13 protein-coding genes and 1 tRNA gene are annotated in these 19,965 nt (G+C 64.8%); 11 read left to right on the top strand and 3 right to left on the bottom strand.

What is annotated here, in order from left to right; translation table 11 throughout:
* The first annotated feature begins 4 nt into the window (after positions 1–4).
* The 7 genes from uvrA to EPN33_12915 all read left to right on the top strand — a co-directional run bounded on the left by uvrA (position 5) and on the right by EPN33_12915 (position 11,855).
* Complete coding sequence (gene uvrA, locus EPN33_12945) at positions 5–2,947, top strand: excinuclease ABC subunit A (protein ID TAN21513.1); 2,943 nt, start codon at positions 5–7, stop codon at positions 2,945–2,947.
* Between the two features lie 37 nt (positions 2,948–2,984).
* Positions 2,985–3,479: a hypothetical protein gene (locus EPN33_12940; GenBank protein TAN21512.1), complete on the top strand. Its 495-nt coding sequence runs from the start codon at positions 2,985–2,987 to the stop codon at positions 3,477–3,479.
* Entirely contained in the window at positions 3,455–3,988 is a 534-nt protein-coding gene (locus tag EPN33_12935; GenBank protein ID TAN21511.1) for a hypothetical protein, read from the top strand. Before EPN33_12940 ends, EPN33_12935 begins: the two co-directional genes overlap by 25 nt.
* A gap of 18 nt (positions 3,989–4,006) precedes the next feature.
* Entirely contained in the window at positions 4,007–4,690 is a 684-nt protein-coding gene (locus EPN33_12930; GenBank protein ID TAN21510.1) for a M48 family peptidase, read from the top strand.
* Positions 4,691–4,736: 46 nt separating this feature from the next.
* Complete coding sequence (locus EPN33_12925; GenBank protein TAN21509.1) at positions 4,737–5,849, top strand: VWA domain-containing protein; 1,113 nt, start codon at positions 4,737–4,739, stop codon at positions 5,847–5,849.
* 152 nt (positions 5,850–6,001) lie between these two features.
* Positions 6,002–10,642, top strand: coding sequence for a hypothetical protein (locus EPN33_12920; protein ID TAN21508.1), 4,641 nt, complete (start codon positions 6,002–6,004; stop codon positions 10,640–10,642).
* Positions 10,643–10,961: 319 nt separating this feature from the next.
* Positions 10,962–11,855: a hypothetical protein gene (locus EPN33_12915; GenBank protein ID TAN21507.1), complete on the top strand. Its 894-nt coding sequence runs from the start codon at positions 10,962–10,964 to the stop codon at positions 11,853–11,855.
* A 604-nt stretch (positions 11,856–12,459) separates the two neighbouring features.
* On the opposite strand, the gene aroF is transcribed toward EPN33_12915, so the two are convergent.
* From aroF to EPN33_12900, 3 genes are all read right to left on the bottom strand, one after another.
* Positions 12,460–13,566, bottom strand: coding sequence for a 3-deoxy-7-phosphoheptulonate synthase (gene aroF / locus EPN33_12910; protein ID TAN21506.1), 1,107 nt, complete (start codon positions 13,564–13,566; stop codon positions 12,460–12,462).
* Between the two features lie 193 nt (positions 13,567–13,759).
* Entirely contained in the window at positions 13,760–14,371 is a 612-nt protein-coding gene (gene lexA, locus EPN33_12905; protein ID TAN21505.1) for a transcriptional repressor LexA, read from the bottom strand.
* 77 nt (positions 14,372–14,448) lie between these two features.
* On the bottom strand, positions 14,449–15,555 hold the full coding sequence (locus tag EPN33_12900) for a penicillin-binding protein (GenBank protein TAN21504.1): 1,107 nt from the start codon (positions 15,553–15,555) through the stop codon (positions 14,449–14,451).
* A gap of 185 nt (positions 15,556–15,740) precedes the next feature.
* Here EPN33_12900 and EPN33_12895 point away from each other — a divergent pair.
* From EPN33_12895 to EPN33_12880, 4 genes are all read left to right on the top strand, one after another.
* Positions 15,741–15,818 (top strand) — tRNA-Arg (locus EPN33_12895).
* A gap of 52 nt (positions 15,819–15,870) precedes the next feature.
* Positions 15,871–16,839, top strand: a complete 969-nt coding sequence (gene trpS / locus EPN33_12890; GenBank protein TAN21503.1) for a tryptophan--tRNA ligase — start codon at positions 15,871–15,873, stop codon at positions 16,837–16,839.
* Between the two features lie 1,025 nt (positions 16,840–17,864).
* On the top strand, positions 17,865–18,755 hold the full coding sequence (locus EPN33_12885) for an N-acetylmuramoyl-L-alanine amidase (GenBank protein TAN21568.1): 891 nt from the start codon (positions 17,865–17,867) through the stop codon (positions 18,753–18,755).
* A 31-nt stretch (positions 18,756–18,786) separates the two neighbouring features.
* Positions 18,787–19,881, top strand: a complete 1,095-nt coding sequence (locus EPN33_12880; GenBank protein ID TAN21502.1) for a hypothetical protein — start codon at positions 18,787–18,789, stop codon at positions 19,879–19,881.
* Positions 19,882–19,965: the final 84 nt, after the last annotated feature.

The following is a 19,965-nucleotide window of genomic DNA, read 5'->3' as shown; positions in this document are numbered from 1 at the left end:
GACTATGCCGGAAACAATTCAGATCCGCGGCGCTCGCGTTCACAACCTGAAAAACATCGATGTCGCTCTGCCCCTGAACGCCTGGACGGTGGTCACCGGGGTCTCCGGTTCCGGCAAGAGCAGCCTGGCGTTCGACACCATCTACGCCGAGGGCCAGCGCCGTTACGTGGAATCGCTGTCCGCCTACGCGCGCCAATTTCTGGAGCGCATGGAAAAGCCCGATGCCGACTCCATCGACGGCATCGCCCCCGCGGTTGCCATCCGGCAGAAAACCTCCAGCCGCAATCCGCGCTCCACGGTGGGCACGGCGACGGAAATCTACGATTACCTGCGCCTGCTTTTCGCCCGCGCCGGCACGCCGCTCTGCCCCGAGTGCGGCCGCCCGCTCGAACGCGAGGATGTCGACAGCGTGGTGGCGCGGCTGTTCGCGCAGGTGAACGGCCGCCGCTGTTTGGTGCTGTTTCCCGTCAAGGCGCCGGCCAAACGCGCGGGCCGGGCTGGGGCTACTGGGGCCCCCAGCCCGGCCGAGCGTCAAGCGGGGGGCGTGGCGCAGCCAGGCCAGGCCCCGCGCCAGTCAATGCGCAACGGCATGAAGGAGCGGCTCGCCGAGTTGCGCGGCCGCGGCTTCAACCGCCTCTGGCAGAGCGGCCTGACGGTGGAGTTCTCCACCCCCGAGTCGCTGCTGGAGTTGAATTTCCGCAAACCGATCTATGCGCTGGTGGACCGCCTGCGGGTCGAGCCGGACGAGCGCCCGCGCCTGGTCGAGGCGCTGGAAACCGCCATCCGCGAGGGCGGCGAGGCCGCCTTGGAATTTGTTCCAGAAACCGAAGGCGAGACAGTGCCGCCGCGCTGGCGCGTCGCCGGGCATCTGGAGTGCCCGCATTGTGGCCGTGCCGTTGAGACGCCCGAACCGCGGCTGTTTTCCTTCAACAACCCCTACGGCGCCTGCCCGCGCTGTCAGGGGTTTGGCCGCTCCAGCGAGATTGCCCGCGACCGCGTCATCCCCGACCCCGGCCGCAGCCTGGCCGAGGGCGCGATTGAAATTTGGAACACGCCCCGGGGCACGCGCTGGCGCAACGTGATGCGGCGCTACGCGCCGCTGGCGGGCGTGCCGCTGGACCGTCCCTGGCGCGAGCTCAGCCCCGAGCAACAGCACTGGGTGTGGGAGGGCAGCGGCCGCTTCCCGGGCGTGCGCGGCTTTTTCGCCTATCTCGAGCGGAAGAAATATAAAGTCCATGTGCGTGTGCTGCTTAGCCGCTATCGCAACTATGCCCTCTGCCCGGACTGCGGCGGTGCGCGGCTGCGGCCGGAGGCGCTTGCCGTGGTGTTGCGTTCCGCAGGCAAGATGACCGCCAACATTGCCCAGGTTACGGCCATGACGGTGGAGCGCGCGCAGGCGTTTTTCTCCGGCCTGGTGCTCAGCCCAGGGCAAGCCGCCGTCGCTCAGCCCGTTCTGCTGGAAATTCACCGCCGGCTGGAGTTTTTGCGCAAAGTGGGCCTCGAGTACCTGACGCTCGATCGCATGGCCTCGACGCTTTCCGGCGGCGAAGCGCAACGCATTCAGCTCGCTGCCTGCCTCGGCGGCCAGCTTGTCGGCGCGCTCTACGTGCTCGATGAGCCCTCCATCGGTTTGCACCCGCGTGACACCCAGCGCCTGATCGCCATCCTGCTCGAGCTGCGCGACATGGGCAATACGATTCTGGTGGTGGAACACGATCCGGAGGTGATGCGTGCTGCCGATCAGTTGCTCGATCTCGGCCCCGGCGCGGGCGAACAAGGCGGGGAGGTGGTGGCCATGGGAACCTGGCAGCAGGTCGCACACACTCCGGCTTCCCTGACCGGGCAGTATCTGCGCGGTGAGCGGTCGATCCCCGTACCCTCGCAGCGGCAACATCCCGGCCGCCGCGCGCTGACCGTGCACGACGCGCACGCCAACAACCTCGCCCACCTCGAGGTCGAAATTCCGCTGGGCTTGCTCGTCGCCATTACCGGTGTTTCCGGCAGCGGCAAAAGTACCCTGCTGCACGAGGTCTTGTATCGCAACCTCCATCGCGTGCTGCACCGGGTGGAAGCTGCGGCCGAAGAAGAGGAAGATACCGGCGCCGGCGCGGAATGGACCGGCTGCAGCGGCATCGACGGCCTCAGCTACGTCCGTGAAGTCGTTCTGGTCGATCAGTCGCCGATCGGGCGCTCGCCGCGCTCCAATCCGGTGACCTATATGAAGGCCTTCGACGGCATCCGCGAGCTGTTCGCGCGCCAGCCCGGCGCCCGCCGCCGCGGCCTGCGCGCCGGTCATTTCTCCTTCAACATTCCCGGCGGGCGCTGCGAAACCTGCCAGGGCGAAGGCGTGGTGACGGTGGACATGCAGTTTCTTGCCGATGTCGAGCTGGTCTGCGAGGAGTGCAATGGCACACGCTATCAGGCGAAAGTGCTGGAGGTGGAGTACAAAGAGCACAACATTCATCAGGTCCTGCAGATGAGCATCCACCAGGCGCTGGAGTTTTTTGCCGATCAGCCCAAAATCGTGCGGCCGCTGCGCTTGCTGGAAGAAATCGGCCTTGGCTACCTGCGCCTGGGCCAGTCGGCGACGACACTGTCGGGCGGCGAGGCGCAGCGTCTCAAGCTGGCCGCGCATCTTGCCCAGCCGCGTTCCGCCGACCGCACCCTGTTTCTGTTCGATGAGCCCACCACCGGCTTGCACTTTGACGACATTGCCAAGCTGCTGGCCGCCTTTCGCCGGCTCATCGCAACCGGCGGCTCGGTGGTCGTCATTGAGCACAATCTGGAAGTCGTCAAGTCGGCGGATTGGATCCTGGATCTAGGTCCGGAAGCGGGCGAGCGCGGCGGTCGTTTGGTGGCGGAAGGGACGCCGGAAATGGTCGCCGAAGCCCAGGAATCACTCACCGCGCCATTTTTGGCGCCGCTGCTGCTGCCCGTGTCCGCATAAGGTTGTCACCCTAAGCGGAAAGCGGCATCCTAGGATTGTGCATGTTCGTTCGCGCATGTTGGTGTTGGCACTGCTGGTCGTGTTGCCGGCTGGGCTGGCGGCGCAGGTCGCCTCTACGAGCGCCGTTCATCTCGACCCCAAGTGGGTGCAAAACTACGCCAAGCTGCAGGCCAAAGCCGCCAAGCAGCAGGGCCATAAACTCGCCGAAACCCTGGCGACCATGGCCGCCTATGACTACACCTTTGCCGACACCAGCTTCAAGGCTCACGATGCCTCGGCCGCCGATCAGTACATGGCGCAGATGACGGCACACGCCGATCAGGCCTGCGCTCTGCTGCAGACGCAGGTCAAGCTGGGGAAGAAGGACGGCATCAAACACGTCGAGGAAAACATCCAGCGCATCAGCTTTGGCTTGCGCGGCCTCGAGCAATCGGTCGGTTTCCGCCAGCAGGCGAAAGTGAAGGCCGCGGTCGATCACTTCACGGATCTGAACTACGAGTTATTGCAATGGCTGTTCGCACCCAAATCGTAGGCGCTGCTCTCGCGGGGCTGCTGCTCTTCGCCACGGCAGCCAGCTCCCAAATTCTCGGCCGCGATCCTCTTACCCCGCAGGAAGCCGACCAGGTGCGCAACACCGCCGACCAGCTCAACCAGCGCGTGCCGCTGCTGCTGAGTTTTGCGCAAGTGCGGCTCGATCAGTTTGAAAAGATCCGCGCCGCGCCTGCCACCTCGCCCGGCCGCTCCGCCCAGTTGTACCTCATGCTGCAGCAGTACCGCGCCATTCTGGCCGAATATGACGACGCCGTCGATGACCTCGCCAGCCCTCCCCAGCCCGGCGGACCGAAATATAAGGTCGGCAAAGTGCTCGATGGCGTCATCAAAGCGGAACAGGCCATGCTCGCGCACCTGCAACAAATTCAAAACAACTCCTCCTCCGCCGATCTCGCCAGCTATCATTTCGAACTTCAGAACTGCCTTGACGCCACCAACGACAGCCTGCAAAATGCGGAACAGGACCGCGCCAACGCCGGCAAGAAATGAACGGTGCGCCTGCCGCGAATGCGAGATTTAGAGCCTACCTTTCTGGCCGTTTTCCGCGAGCTGAAGCCGCGCACGCCGCTGCCGGCGCTGGAGATTCAGTTTTATCCGTTTGCCCAGATCAATAACACCATCCGGCTCCGGCAGGGCAAGCTGCTCATCCGGCTCAGCGATTTGCTGCAAGCGGCGCCGGAACTCGTTCTGGAAGCGCTGGCGCACATCCTCTTACGCAAACTCTACCGGCGGCCGATTCCGGAGAGCTACAACGCCCGCTACCGCCGCTTTCTGGGGCGGCGCGACATGGTCGAGAAAGCACATCTCATCCGCCAGATCCGCGGCCGCAAGCAGCTCGGCTCCCCGCAAGGCCGCCTTTACGACCTGGAAGTGCTGTTCGATGATCTCAACCAGCGTTTTTTTGCCGGCTGGATGGCGCGGCCCAATCTCGCCTGGGCGGCAGCGGTGGCGCGCCGCAATCTCGGGCACTACGACCCGGCGCACAACGCCATTCTCATTAGCCGCGTCTTTGATTCGCCGCGTGTACCCCGTTTCGTGCTGGAATACGTCCTCTACCACGAAATGCTGCATCTGCGCTTTCCGGTGAAAATGCGCGGCAGCCGCCGCTGTGTCCATTCGGCCGAGTTCCGCACCGAGGAGCGCCGCTTTCCCGGCTGGGCCGAAGCCGAGATTGCCCTCAAGCGGCTGTAGCGGTGTAGGGTTAACATCAAGGAAAGCGGTTCTGAACCTCTCGCCTATGCATCGCCATCCTGCATCTCTCGCGCTGATCCTTGCCCTGGTTTTTGGCTTGGGCGCCGCGGCCGCCTTCGCGCAGGGCCTGCCCAAGCAAGGCCCGGTCATCATTCCGAAAAAGAAGACCACGCCTGCGCAGCCCACCACACCCCCGCCACCGCCGCCCGGGCAGCAGACCCTGAAGCCCGCGCAGAAGCCACAATACAACTTCAGCGTCAATGTGCCTGAGGTTCAGATTCCGGTTTCGGTGCAGCTCAAGGATGGCCAGTTCGTGCCCAACCTGCCAGCCAAGGATTTCGAGATTTTTGAGGATGGTGTCAAGCAGACCATTGACAAGGTGACGGTCACCAACGACGCGCCCATGACCGCGGTGCTGCTGGTGCAGTTCAACAACACCTGGTATCCCATCCTCTATAACATCCTCAACGCCTCCTACGCCTTCACCGGCGCGATGCAGCCGCAGGATTGGGTGGCGCTGGAGACCTTCGATCTCAAGCCCACCATCGTGGTGGACTTTACCCACAACCGGCGCGCCATCCAGGCCGCCATCTCCTCGCTGCATTTCGCCAACTTCAGCGAAAGTGATCTGTTCGATTCCCTCTCCAACACGATTGACCGCCTCAATGGCGTTCAGGGCCACAAGACCATCATCCTCATCGCCACCGGCCTCAATACCTTCAGCCACATCAACTTCGATCAACTCCGCAAGCAGATCGCGCAGACGCAGAACATCACCATCTTCAGCGTCAGCATGAGCTTTGCGCTGGAGGAGTGGCTGCAGGAGAACGGCTACACCGGCATGTCGCAGATGAGCCTGCTGCAGGGCGACAACGAAATGCGTTACTTCGCCACCGCAACCGGAGGCCGCTATTACCAGCCGCGCTTCATCGGCGGCTTCTCCGATGTCTTCCGCGACATCGCCGGCGCCGTGCGCAGCCAGTACCTGATCAGCTATGTGCCCACCAACAAAAAACTCGACGGCACCAGGCGCAACGTCAAAGTCGCGCTGGTCGCCCCCGACGGGCAGCCGCTGATCATCACCAACCAGAAGCAGAAAAAGCTGAAGTACACCATCGACTACCGCAAGACCTACACCGCCCGGCACGTGGTGGAGTAGCAGTTGTTGCGAGGCGGATCGGTTACCGCTCGGTAACTTTCACAAAATTGTGACATTTTGCATCCCCGTCACGATATTGCTTGACGCGAGTCGGAGCACGCGCCTACTCTCCTCGTGAGTAGCTCACACCGTGAGCCACAGAAGGGTTGAAAATGCGGATGGCACGTAGCTTGCTCTCTCTCATCCTGACCTTGGGGCTGGCGCTCGCCTGTGTTAGCGTTGCCGCCGCACAGCAGCCGCCGCAGGGCGGCTTTCCGCCCTTCGTTTACAGCGCGCGCTCGCGCACCGTCGCGGTCGAGTCCGGCGACGCGACCGTCACCGCGATGATTCCAGTATTCCGAAAGCCCGGCCGCGGGCTGCCCTTTTCGGTTGGCCTCACCTACAACTCCAACATTTACATCAACACCGGCTCGGCCTTCTCCCTCAGCAACATGAACGGCTGGATGGTCGGGCCCAGCTATGGCCAGATCAACAATACGATCGACCAGAGCCACTCCGAGCGCGACGGCAGCGGCTACTGCCTCTGGAGCACCATCGGCGGCTTCTACTACACCGACCCCTCCGGGGCCGAGCACGATTTTCCTGGCAGCTATACCACCAAGGGCATCCTGACCTACCCGCGCGGCACCTGCCGCGCCGCCAGCGGCGCCGTCGTTACCGAGGCCAGCGACGGCTCCGGCTATCGCATCGACGCCGGCCCGAGCGGCTCCTGGTCGGAGACCGACAGGCACGGCGACGTGATCTATCCCAACGGCGGCAACAGTGGCCACGTGATCGAGGATTCCAACGGCAACTATATCTCCGACAGCGTCAGCGGCGCCGAAACCGACTGGACCGACACGACCGGCGCGGTGGTGACCAAGGAGATTGCGGAAAGCTCCGGCTGCACCAACCCGGTCGACGGCGTCCATTACCCCTCCTGTACCGCGATCGAGGTGCCCGAGCCCGGCTCGTCCGGCTACGCGACCTATTTGCTGGTTGAAAACACCATCGCCGCCAACACCTCGGGCTATTGCTCCGGCATCAGCGACTACTCGGGAACCGTCACCGTGCCTGTGTACCTCGTGTTGCCCGAGTACGCCAGCGGCACGCACTGGTACTACCAGTTCGGCTACGACGGCGCTGCCCGGCTGAACTCGATTACGTATCCTGCCGGCGGCGTCACCACCCTCAGCTACGGCAGCATGTGCACCTACGGCGATGGCAGCGTCGCCAGCGTGCAGGTGACGGAAAACAGCGGCCAGAACAGCGGCACGACCACCTACACCCGCGGAACCGGCTCGATGACCGTCGCCCGGCCCGACGGTTCGAAAACGGTCGTGACCTACGACGCCGGCGGCCTGCCGACCGATGTGAAAAATTACGACACCGACAGCCAGACGCTGCTCAAAGAGGTCGCCTACACGAATACCGGCGGCACGCCCGATTTTCCCTCCGCCGCCATCACCTACCTCAATGGCATCAAAGTCTCCGAGCGCGACACCACGTTTGACAGCTATGGCAACCTCACCAAGGCCACCGATATCGACTGGGCGCGCGACGCCAGCGGCGCCACGCGGCGCGTCACTTCCGTCAGCTATCTCTACGACACCAGCCCGAACATCGTCGACCGCCCGGAGACCATCACCGTGCAGGACGGTGCCTCGAACACCTACTCCCAGACGGCGATCACCTACGACAACTACGCCAGCCCGTCGGGTCTGGTCGCCTCCTCGGGCGCGCTCAACCATAACGCCAACTTCTCCGCTAGCTACACCACGCGCGGCAATCCCACCGAAGTCAGCCGCTACAGCTCCTCAGGCGCCGCGCTCGACACCTACTACCGCTACGAGGACACCGGCAACGTAGTGGCCACGGACGAACCCAACGGCAACCTCGTCTCAACCAGCTACGGCAACTGCGCCGACAGCTACCCCAGCAGCACGAGCGCGCCCGGCGGCAGCGGCGCGGCCACATTCGGCTATGACTGCGGGACCGGGCAGTTAACCTCGCGCACCGACCAGAACGGCAAGACCGTGTCGCTGGGTTACGATGCCTACGCCCGCCTCACCGGCACATCTAACCCAGATGGCGGCGGCGAGACACTCGGCTATCCCAGTCCCACGGAAACCCAGGTCTCGACCAAAATCTCCGGCAGCCTGGGCGCAACCCATTACACGCTGACCGATGGCTACGGGGCGACGCTGTTCTCGCAGACGCCGGTGCCCGGCGGCGGCTGTGACACGATCGAGTACATCCTCGACGACCTGGGTCGCGCCACCCAAGTGAGCGACCCCTACAACGAAACCACCTGCCTCGGCACGGTGCACGGCTCGGGTTTCACCACCGCGGTTCTCGACGGCCTCGGTCGCCCGAAATCCATCACCCTGCCCGACGGTTCCTCAACCACGAGCTACGCGTATACCGGCAGTGCCACGAAAATCACCCCGCCGGGTGGCACGCCGGCGCGCATCCTGGAGCGTGACGGCTGGGGTGACCTTTGGAAGGTGTGCGAACTCAGCGCGCAATCAGGCAGCTCCGCCTGCGGCCTGGCGATTGGCGGCAGCGGCTTCCTGACACAGTACACCTATAGCCCCCTCGGCCTGCTGAACGGCGTGAGCCAGCACGGCGAAAGCCGCAGCTTCGCCTTTGACTGGCTGGGCAGAATAACGAGCGAGACCACACCGGAATCCGGAACTAACTCGTTCACCTTCGATTCCTCCGGCACCTGCGGTACCGCCGCCGGCTCGTTGGTCGAGCGTGTCGACAACGCCGGCAACGTAACTTGCTACGCCCATGACGGCTGGGGCCGCGTTACCGCCATCACCTATCCCTCCGGCCCCAACGCCGCGGCCACTCCTGCGAAGACGTTTGTCTACGACGGCGCCACGGTCGACGGCGCCGGCATGACCGACGCCGCCGGCCGGCTGGCGGAGGCCTACACCGGTCCGGCGAGTGCTAAGATCACCGATGAGGGCTTCGGCTACGACGCCATGGGCAGGCCCAGCGAGTTTTACGAGGCGACGCCGCACTCGGGCGGCTACTACGTCATGGGCGAGAGCTGGTGGCTTGATGGCCAGCCGCAAACCCTGACGCAGCCCGGCATTCCCGCCGTCACCTACAACCCGGACACCGCCGGACGGATTACGTCGGTGACTGCCGCGAGCGGCCAGAACCCGGTGGGCAACGTGACCTACTTCCCTGGCAATCTGGTGAACGCGGTGACCTACGGTTCAGGCGATTACGACAGCTACGTCTACAACAATGACCAGCGCATGACGCAGTACACGCTGGACATCAACGGCAGCAACGACATCGGCAAGCTGGGCTGGAACGGCAATGGCACCCTCGCCTCACTCGACATCACCGATCCGTTTGCGACGGGCGACACCCAGAACTGCACGTACACGCAGGACGACCTGGGGCGGCTGAGCGCGGCCAGCTGCGGCGGCGAATGGAGTCAGACGTTTTCGCCTGATACCTTCGGCAACCAGTCCGCGCCCAGCGGGGGCAGCAGCCCGCTGGTGGCGAGCTTCAACGGCAAGAACCAGTTTGCCAGCGTCAGCGGCTTCGTTCCCAACTACAACGCCGACGGCGACCTGCTGGACGACCCCGTCGGCCAGGTGCGCAATGATTACGCCTGGGATGCCGACGGAAAGCTGATCGGAGAGAACGGGATGACGCAGACGTTCGACGCGCTAGGGCGGATGGTAGAGAACAGCAGCGCCGGGGAGGCGTTGTACACGCCCTCGGGTGCGCAATACGGCAACCTGCAAGGCCAGTCGACGGTAATCTGGTACGTCATCCCGTTGCCGGGCAGTGCGGCGGCGGTGTACCGGGGCAGCGCGCTGGCGCAGTACGAGCATGCCGATTGGCAACGGAGCTGGCGGCTGCAATCCACCCCCTCGCGCGGTTTCGACGGCGATCTCGCCTATAGCCCCTACGGCGCCTACTACGCCGGGACGGGCGGGCCAGCCTTCACGGGTGTTTTCCTTTACGAGGCGGGCCCCTACCAGTTCCCCTATCGCGCCGAATCACCCGCCCTCAAACGCTGGCTCTCGCCCGACCCGGCGGGGCTGGCCGCGGTCAACCCCGCCAACCCACAGACGTGGGACGCCTACGCCTACGTCGATAACCAGCCGCTGAGCAGCACCGACCCCACCGGCCTTGTCCGGCCCGCTGACTTGATGGGCTGGCTGGACAGCGAAATTGCCGGCATCCTGGACGGTGGCGGCGCAGGCGGCGGCTGCCAGATCAACGGTGCGGACGCCGGCTGTGGCCTAACGGAGGCGATCCTGGCCTCCGGCTCCGGTGCGCAGTGCCCGAACAACAACTGCGATCCGGGTGGGCCCGCCCCCTTCCAGTGCCTGCAGGGCGTCTGTGGCTATATGACCGTCCAATACGCGAGCACTCACGACAACGAAGTAGACGGCGCGCTGCTTACCAATTCCCAGTATCAGCAGTACCTCCTGTTTTCGTCACCAGGCCAAACCGAGGCACAGCGGGATCGCCTGCTGGCCGGGCTGGCCGCCGACGGATACGGAGCCACGCAGATATCGGCGCTGCCCGAATTCATAAGCGGTGGGAACGCAAACTTCGCCTGCAAGGCTGGCTTTGGCTGTCCTGCTGATGGTCGCTACGGGTACGGTGTTCACGTGGAAGGGCCCCGGGGCAGCCAGTTTATGCACGACGACACCAACAGCCCATACATCGGCCCGTTCTCGTTCTGGGGCGTAGATCCTTGGGCGCTACTGGAGCATTTCGCGGTCGACGTATTTTATGGATCCCTGTGCGGTTGCGTCATTGGCCGCTGAGCGGCCGGCGGGGGGCGGTCGCTGGGGGCTCGTGTTCGGGAGCGTCGCTGTTCTCGTCTCGCTGCTCTCCTCAACGGGCATCCCTCGCCCGAGTGAGAATCCCAAGGCGGTTGTCGTTACCGCCGCGTGGCGACTCAACGCCAGCAGCTTTCTCGCGGGCCCGCTGGCGTCCCCCCGCATTGGGGTGGGCGAGAAAAGCGTGCCGCCAATTTCTTCGATCTGGTTCGTGGACCCAGGCGTCCTGGTCGCAAGCTGGGTAACACGAAGAAGAACGCCGCCCAGATTGCTTCAGAACGGCAGTGAAGACCAAGCGTACCTAGTGAACCTCATATTTGTTGATGCAGGTTCGGGCGCCCTCCAGTACCGTACCACTGTGGCCGCTTATTCGCCCTGGGCGAGGATCGTCTTTGCCGCCCGAGGCAAATTCATCCTCTGGGACGGCAGCGATCTCACGCTCTACGGACCCAAGGCTGTCCCCCTCCGCCGCGCCAAACTGCCCCAGCGCCCCTGGACCTGGGATATTTCCGCATCGCCGGACCACGTCCTGCTTAACTCATTTTCGTATAGCCGAACCGCGGGCAAGACTTGGGAGTGGTTTGCGATTCGCACCGACACGCTCAAATGGCAATCGTCGACCGATGGGCCAACGGCCCAAGTTGCGGGGCCGAACGTGATCGGGGGCAGTTCGGGCTGGGGCTACTCGGTCCGCCGGAATGGAGGCGGCTGGACCGATGTGCCGGGCCTCCAGCCGGACCGGGGCATCATAGGCTTCGCTAACCCGAACCTCATGATACTATTCGGCGCCTTGCTGGACACAACCACCGGCATCGTCCGTCCCGTCCCCGGAATTGGCAGCGCGTGCGCCTGGCCTGGCAACGATTTTAGCTATGAGTCGTCGGGCGGAAAAAGGCTCGCTTTCGGGGATTGCCCGATGGTCGGTGCGCACCCCGCCTTCGATGTCGGCGGCCATAGCGTGTGGCGCGGGATCAGCATCTTCGACGCCCCATCATACAACCTGGACCACCGGCTGGTGGCCCAAGGGGCCAGCCTTAGGGGCGACGTGCGTCAGGCGCTTTCCTCCGATGGCCATCGCTTCGCGATCTTACATGGCACCGTGATCCAAATGTTCATCCTCCCCCCTCTGCCAGGCCCGCACCCGCTGCATCCGGAGTCGGTGACGGGTCATCAAGGCACGATGCGGCCGTGGCGCTAGCGCGCGCTACCATAGCGGCGAAGCCTACCTCAGCAGTCGCGGCAGGCCGGTCCATTTTGAGCGCAGCGGCCGTCGCCCTGGTGCTGCTCCTCCCCTGCGCGGGGCAGCGCCTGCCGCCCGTGAAGCCGGTGTGGCGCTTCGATTATCGAAAATTGCCCGGCAGCAACACCCTCGGGCTGCGCTTGCGACTGGTGCGGCGGACGGAATACGAGCGCATCTTCAGCCCTGGGCAGCAAGACGCTGCCTGCGGGCAGCCTCAATCTTCCCGTCCGGTATCTCGGTGGGCCCGAGAAGCGTGCAGTGTACGCCTATGATTGCCGGGCTTCCGAGTGGATCATTACTCTCCGCCGCTTTCAATGGCTTCTGCCGCTTGCCAAAAAGTGGCGATGGGAGGTATGGACGGTTTTTCGGCTCCAATGTCAATCGGCCCAGGTTCCGTCAAATTTGGCCGCTGGCGGCCAGCATCACCATTCTTTCTGGCGTAAGGTTGCTCTGATTGCCGCGGCGGTAACGGCCGCTGCCGTCCTGCTCGTGTACGAGCTCGCCAAGCCGCGAAAGACCACGATTTACGTGCCGCCGCCCGGGGCGCAGTGAGGCTCCCGCGCTATACCGCCCGGCACGTGGTCGAGTAGGCAGCGGCGGCCTCGTAGGGCGGCGCGGGTGCGAGCGGAGCCGGCAGCGTGCGGCCGACCGCGGCGGCGATGGCGCGCAGTGAAGGCATCAGCTCCGCAAGCTCCTGGGGCGCGATGGCCTGCTCGCGGTCGGACACCGACTCTTCCGGCCGCACGTGCACTTCGAGGCACAGGCCGTCGGCGCCGGCCGCGACCGCGGCACGCGCGGCCGCGGGGATCAGCGCGCGCCGCCCGGTGCCGTGGCTGGGATCGACCAGCACCGGCAGGTGGGTCAACTCATGCAGCGCCGGCACCGCGCTCAGATCGAGCGTATTGCGCGTGTGCGGATCGAAGCCCCGGATGCCGCGCTCGCACAGCACCACCTGATTGTTGCCGCGCGCCAGCAGGTATTCGGCCGCGCCCAGCCATTCTTCGAGGGTGGCGCTGGGCGAACGCTTCAGCAGCACCGGCTTACCCAGCTTGCCCAGCCGTTTGAGCAGCGCGAAATTCTGCATGCTGCGCGCGCCCACCTGCAGCATGTCGGCGTACTCGGCTACCAGCGGCGCATCTTCGGCGGTCATGACTTCCGTCACCACCGGTAAGCCCACGCGCGCTCCCGTTTCGGCGAGCAGTTCGAGGCCGGTGCGGCCCAGTCCCTGAAACGCGTAAGGCGAGGTGCGCGGCTTGTAGGCGCCGCCGCGCAGCAGATGCGCGCCCGCTGCCCGCGCGCCCAGCGCGGTTTGCTCGAGCTGCTCGCGGCTCTCGACCGAACACGGTCCCGCGATGATGACTACCTCGCTGCCGCCAATCACCGTCCCGCCCACGCGTACCCGCGTGCCCTGCGGCCGTTGGCTCCGCGCCGCCAAGGCGGCTCCCGCGAGCGGCTCCAGTGCTGCCACCCCCGCCAGCGCACCTTGCGTCCGGAGATCGGCAATCAGATCCGGCTCGGGCAGCTCCTCGCATTCATCGCCGGGCACGGCCGCGTACACGCCCGGGCCCAGATAGGTCAGCGCCGAGGTGGTAAACCCCAGCCGTTCCAGGAGGGTGCGGACGTTTCCGGTTTGTTGCGTCGTGGCGTCGGGCTGCATGCGAATTAACATGATGTTCCTGAGCAAAACAAAAGGCCCGCTGAAGATCGCTTCAGCGGGCCTGGGATTCTGATACTGCCTGGACTAGAGAGGTCTCAAGGCAGATCCCGCCCGTTGGTCCGGTAATACCAGTAATAGGTAAATCGGCTTATGCAGGTGGGAATCATGGACGTAGATCTGACTCTACCACAGACGCGACAGCGCGCTACTGAAATTTTCGTAACACTCCGATCACACGCCCCTGTACCTGCACGCGCTTCGCCGCCACGTGAATGGGAGGCATTTTGGCGTTGGCCGGTTGCAGCCGGATCATGCCGCCGGGCTCGTGGTAGAGCCGTTTCAGCGTCGCCTCGACGCCATCCACCAGCGCCACCACGATCTGGCCGTCCTCGGCAGTTTCGCGCCGCTCCACCATGACGTAATCGCCGTCGACGATGTGATCCTCGATCATGCTGTCGCCGCGCACCTCCAGCACGAAGCTGGCGCGGTTGCGGGCGATGTCTTGCAGCGAGATTTCTTCCGCGTTGGCGATGGCTTCGACCGGCCGGCCGGCGGCGATGCGGCCCAGTAGCGGCAGCGCGCCCCGGTCGGCCGCGCGCCGCGCCGGCGGCCGCCGCAACTCAATCGAGCGGCTTTGATTGAAGCCGCGCCGCAGGCAGCCTTTTTTCTCCAGCGTCGCCAGATGCGCATGCACGGTGGCAAGCGAAGTGAGCTTCAGCCCCGCGGCGATCTCCTCGTAGCTTGGGCAATACCCCTCGCGTTCGATAAAGGACTGCAAAAACGTCAGCACTTCGTGTTGCCGCTTGGTCAGTACCATGGCCGCCACTATAGGCGAATAAAACACGAAATGTCAAGCGCAAAACGGTTGCGCACGGCCCAAGAGCAGGGCGGCTGCTAATAGCCGCCGTCGCGGAGAGTCAGGGCGGGCCAGGAGGTGGGGCGGGTTTCGGCGGTGAAGATGTGCTCGCGGTCGAGGGCGGCGTAGATCTTGCCCGCGACGTCGGCGGCGCGCGGGCCGGAGACGGCGCCGTTGCCGCGCAAAATCACCACCACCACCAGTTGCGGATGGTCGATGCCCTGATAGCTGGCGAACAGGCCGAAGCGGGTGCCGTCACGGCTGCAGGTGCCCGTCTTGCCCAGAATGTGCTCGCCGCGGATGCGGGCGCCGCGCGCGGTGCCGTACATCACTGCTGCCATCATGCCGTCCTTGATGACAGGTGCATAGTTGGCGATATTCAGGTGGCGCTTCACGCGCGGCGTGAAGTCGGCTACCTGCTCGCGCGTCGTCGGGTGCTGCAGGTAATAGAGGGTGCCGCCGTTGGCGATGGCAGTTACCAGCGCCGCCAATTGCAGTGGCGAAATGTAGACGCCCTGACCGAAGCTGCTCAGCTTGGCCACGCCGCCCGGTCCCGGCTGCGTCGGCACTTTGCCCGGATCTTCGCCGGGGATGTTCCAGCCGGCGCGTTCGCCCAAGCCGACTTCGCGCTCGAAGTCCGTCACCGCGTCAAAGCCCATGCGCCGGCCCAGCGCCTCGAAATAGGCGTTGATGGAGTACGCCATGGCCTTGACGAAGGTGACCGAATCATGGGGTGCGATCCGTACCGGCTGATTCTCCGTGACCACGCCGTGATCGAGCGCCGCCAGTCCCACCGCCATCTTGGTAGTCGAGCAGGGCTGGTACTGAGCCGAAAGCGCCAGTCCTTGATTCACCATGGTGAGAATGCGCCCGCTGTTCGGATCGACGACCACGGCGGTGCCGTTGCGTTCGCCCAGCGCATTCACTGCCGCGGCGCGCAGGACTGGGTCCTCGCCGCCGGTCACATCGTCGGCGCTCAGGCCGTAGGCGACCGGGCGGGCGTTCCAGCTCTGCGTGTAATGCACGCGGCGGATATGGCTGCGGTGTCTGCGGCGTGATTGCGCTGCGCCTGGCAACAGCAGGGCGGCAGCCACGCCAATGACCAGCAAGAGATGTATATGCGATGAGCGGAAAAGCTTGGGCACAGTGACGCTCGTGTACGACTGCAAGTGATTGTACTCACATTAACGGCAAAACCGAAGCCCCGAATGAGTGATTTTCTGTCCTGCCCGTTTACTCATTTGCTTACAGTCGGTTACGCAAATTGTGCTTTCGGCATGCCGCCCGCAGGCAACCCGTCCCCTGCGCTAAACTAAGGGGGACGCGTCGCGCGCCTGTAGCTCAGCTGGATTAGAGCGTTCGCCTCCGAAGCGAGAGGTCGCAGGTTCGACTCCTGCCAGGCGCACCACCCGCCCGCGTCAACAGAGAAACCGCCCGCGGCGCATTCGCGCGCTTCCTGCATGCCTAAAATCGCGCTCACCGGAATCAAGCCCAGCGGCCATCCCCATCTCGGCAATTACCTGGGCATGATCCGTCCGGCGCTGGCCCTCGCCGAGCGCTATCAGTGCCTGTACTTCATTGCCGACTACCACGCCCTCACAACGCTGCATCAGGGCGATGAGCTGCGTCTCTATACACGCGAGATCGCGGCAACCTGGCTGGCGCTGGGTCTTGATCCGGAACGTGCCCTGCTGTACCGGCAGTCGGATGTGCCGGAGGTGATGGAGCTGGCCTGGATTCTCAGTTGTTTCACCGCCAAGGGGCTGCTCGACCGCGGCCACGCCTTTAAAGACGCGCTGGCGCAGCAACGCGAAGTCACCGCCGGACTGTATACCTACCCGGTGTTGATGGCCGCCGATATCCTCGCCTTTGGCGCCCAGGTGGTACCCGTGGGCCGCGACCAGAAGCAGCATGTGGAAATGTGCCGCGACATTGCGCAGCGCTTCAATCACGCCTACGGCGATTTGCTGGTCGTGCCCGAAGCGCTGATTCAGGAAGAGGTCGAAACCATTCCCGGTCTCGACGGCCGCAAGATGAGCAAGAGCTACGACAACACGCTGCCGCTGTTTCTGGACCGCGCGCCGCTGCAGAAGCTGGTGATGCGCATTCAGACCGATTCCACGCCTGTCGCCGAGCCCAAGCAGCCCGAAACCGCCGCCGTGTTTCAGCTCTACCGTCATCTGGTGGGTGCGGCCGCAGCCGCGCCTCTGGCCGCGAAATTGCGCGCGGGCGGAACCGGCTGGGCCGCCGCCAAGCAGGCGCTGGCGGAGGCGCTGGAGGCGGTGCTGGGCGAGCCGCGCGCCCGCTATCAGCAGTGGCTGGCCGATCCCACCGGGCTGGCCGCGGTGCTGGCCCATGGCGCCGAACGCGCCCGCGCGCTGGCGACGCCGCGCCTGGAACGCATCCGGCGTGCGGTCGGCGTTCGCTAGGGTGCGAGGCGCGGCACCAAATCGGTCACCCACGCGGGTGTCTTTAGGCATTGAATCCCCGCGCCTGTCCTGCTCACAATGAAGGTACGTTGCGTGTTTTGTTTCAGCTTCGCTTCCTGACGGGCGGGAGCGCCCTGGTGCTGGCCGGGGTGCTGGCGCTTGGGGCGCAGTCGCCGCGGCGCACGGAAGCCGCCGATGCTCTGCGCCAGGTGCAGCAGTTGCGCACGGCGCTGTTGCACAAACCGGTGGCGCAGCGCACCACTTCCGATTACAACCGGATCCTGGCACTGCTGACGCCGCTGTGGGCGAATCCTCAGGCGCCCGCCGCCGATGCCGCGCGCTTTACCGCCGCCAGCGTCGAAGTGGCGCAGGCGCGCGATCGGGGCGATCGCAGCGCCTACAGCCAGGCCGGCAGGATCCTGCGCGATCTGCTGCGCCTTTCCCCCTACACCAGCTACCGCCGCAACGCCGAGTTTGCGCTCGCGCAAATCGAAATTTATCACCTTCGCGATGTTGCCAGCGGGCGCGTCTGGCTGCGGGATTTTATCCGCCGCTATCCGGCCGATCCCCGCATCGCCGTGGCGCGCGCCGAAGCCGCTGGCCGCCGTGTTCCCGAACCGGAGTACATGGTTTCCCGCGGCCCCTTGCCAGCGCTGCCCTCGGTCGCGCCCCCGCAGGCGGTGCTCGCGCCCGAGGCGCCTGCCGCGGCCGCGCCGCCTCCCGCCGCGGCTGCGGAAGCGGCGACCGCGCGCTCGCGACGATGGACGGTCCATATCGGCAACATCGAGGGCGTGCAGGTGTTCACCAACGGCCATGGCAGCAGCGTCGTCATTGCGCTGCGCAGCAAAGTGCACTATAGCCGGGGCGCTCTGCCCAAGCGGCATCTGGTCTATTTCGATGTCAGCAGCCAGGGCGTGCCCGCTCACGACAATACCGGCGCCGCGCACCTGCGCGTGGGCGACGGCCGCGTCGTCAGCATTCGTATAGCGAATTTCAACCGTACCAGCACCCGCGTCGTGGTGCAGATGACGGCGGGCGTGCGCGCCGATCATGGCGGCTTTTATCCCAATCCCGACCGCCTGATCATCGGCCTTACCGGCGCCCATGCGGCTGCCACGACGGCGGCGCCTGCCCCGGCGGCGCCGATTCCTGCCGCCAAGCCGCTGGCCAACGGTCGCGATTCCCTCACCCGCGCCCTGGGCCTCAAAATCAAGACCGTGGTGCTCGACGCCGGCCATGGCGGCCACGATACCGGCACCATCGGCCGCGGCGGCTTAGACGAGAAGAACATCGTCCTGGACGTAACCCTGCGTCTGGGCAAACTATTGCGGCAGCGCCTGGGCCTCAACGTGGTCTATACCCGCACCACGGATGTCTTCATCCCGTTGCAGGAGCGCACCGCGATCGCCAACGCCGCGCATGCCGACCTGTTCGTTTCCATTCACGCCAACTCCGGCCCTTCCCCGCAAACCCGCGGCGTGGAGACCTATTTTCTGAATTTCACCCGTGACCCGCGCGCGCTGGCCGTGGCTGCGCGGGAAAATGCCGGCAGCGGTGACGGCATCCATGACTTGCCGCACCTGCTCCAGACCATCGCGCTCAACAACAAGCTGGAAGAATCGCACGAGCTTGCCGCCGATGTCGAACGCAGCCTGTCTCGGGCGACCGGCGAAGATAATCGCGGCGTCAAAACCGCGCCGTTCGTGGTGCTCATCGGCGCCCGCATGCCCTCCATCCTGGCGGAGATTTCCTTTCTCAGCAATGGCACCGATGACCGCCGTCTGCGCACCGCCGCCTATCGCCAGCGCATTGCCGAGGGACTTTATCAGGGGCTGCGCACCTATATTCTTTCGCTGAGCGGCACGTCCGCAGCTACTATTGCCAGCGACGCCTCCGTCCCCGCCCCGCACCGCTGACAGCAACCGCGTTCGGTTCTACACTAAAGAAGTGAAGTGGGTTCGTTGGTTGCTCGCGCTGGCAGTTCTCGGCACGGCGGCACTGGCCGCCACACCGCGCGTACCGGGGGCATCGCTCCCCGCCTTCTTCGACGGCTGGCAGAAGGCGCACAGCACTGTCCTCACCCGCGCCGGCTGGCAGTTGCCGCAGCCGGATGCGGCGGCGATGCGCGAGTACGGCTTGCGAGCCCTCGAGCACGATACCTATCAACGTTCCGGTCGTACGATCCACATCGAGGGCTTTCGTTTTCAGGATGCTGGTGGCGCCTACGGCGCCTTTACCTACTTTCGTCCGGCGAATTTCCACGCCTTTAGCTTGGGACCCAAGTACGCGCAGGCGGCTTCGGGCAATACCGAGATCTGGTTCACTCGCGGCGCCTGGCTCGTGCATGTCCACATGGATGTGTTAACCGCCATGACCGGCCGTCAAATGCGCGATCTTGCCACCGCCATGCCGGCTTCGGCCAACGCCGGCTTGACGATTCCCAGCCTGCCGCAATATTTGCCCAGCGATTATCAAACCGCTAATTCCGTGCATTATGCCGAAGGGCCAACAGCGTTTGCGGCCTCCTGCGCCTGGCTGCCGGCCCGCGCGGTCGGATTCAATCTCAGTGCCGAGACGGTTGTAGCGGACTATAACCTGCCCAATCGTCCCCCGGACGCACAGTTACTGGTGATCGCTTACCCAACGCCCCAGATGGCGCGCACCCGTCTGAGCCAGCTCGGCAGTCTTGTTGGCGGCGTGATCCGCCGCAGCGGGTCCTTTCTGATTCTGGTGCACGGGCTGACGAAATCGCAGGCTACGCCGCTGCTACAGGCCGTGAACTATGACGCCGACCTGACGATCGTTCCGCCAAAATATGTCGGGTTGGAAGGCTTGCCCGCGCTGATTCTGGCCGTGTTCGTCCTCTGCGCCTTCGTCATCAGCGTCTCGATCGTGTTGGGACTGATCACCGGCGGGTTGAGCGCCTGGCTTGATCGCCGCCTTCCGGGAGGCTTCCGCCTATTGCAACCGCAGTCGTTGACCCGGCTGCACTTGGGAGGGGCAGAAAGTTCCATTACGGCTGGTGGTCGTGACCACTTGTAACCGATTGAAAACAAAGAGACTATAGCGGCTCCAGAAAATATTTTTGATCTTGACAGTGCAGCGTTTCCGCCCGTAATATGCCCC

The sequence above is a fragment of the Acidobacteriota bacterium genome (genome assembly GCA_004299485.1).
GTDB lineage: Bacteria > Acidobacteriota > Terriglobia > Terriglobales > SCQP01 > SCQP01.
Note: the sequence above shows the minus strand (reverse complement) of the source record. Positions and strands in the feature narration are given on the sequence as shown.

Bases quoted from the DNA above. Each gene is read 5' to 3' on its own strand.
- aroF (TAN21506.1), bottom strand. From the start codon at position 13,566: ATGTTAATTCGCATGCAGCCCGACGCCACGACGCAACAAACCGGAAAC.
- EPN33_12920 (TAN21508.1), top strand. From the start codon at position 6,002: ATGCGGATGGCACGTAGCTTGCTCTCTCTCATCCTGACCTTGGGGCTG.
- EPN33_12935 (TAN21511.1), top strand. From the start codon at position 3,455: ATGGCTGTTCGCACCCAAATCGTAGGCGCTGCTCTCGCGGGGCTGCTG.
- EPN33_12925 (TAN21509.1), top strand. From the start codon at position 4,737: ATGCATCGCCATCCTGCATCTCTCGCGCTGATCCTTGCCCTGGTTTTT.
- lexA (TAN21505.1), bottom strand. From the start codon at position 14,371: ATGGTACTGACCAAGCGGCAACACGAAGTGCTGACGTTTTTGCAGTCC.
- trpS (TAN21503.1), top strand. From the start codon at position 15,871: ATGCCTAAAATCGCGCTCACCGGAATCAAGCCCAGCGGCCATCCCCAT.
- EPN33_12885 (TAN21568.1), top strand. From the start codon at position 17,865: ATGACGGCGGGCGTGCGCGCCGATCATGGCGGCTTTTATCCCAATCCC.
- uvrA (TAN21513.1), top strand. From the start codon at position 5: ATGCCGGAAACAATTCAGATCCGCGGCGCTCGCGTTCACAACCTGAAA.
- EPN33_12930 (TAN21510.1), top strand. From the start codon at position 4,007: ATGCGAGATTTAGAGCCTACCTTTCTGGCCGTTTTCCGCGAGCTGAAG.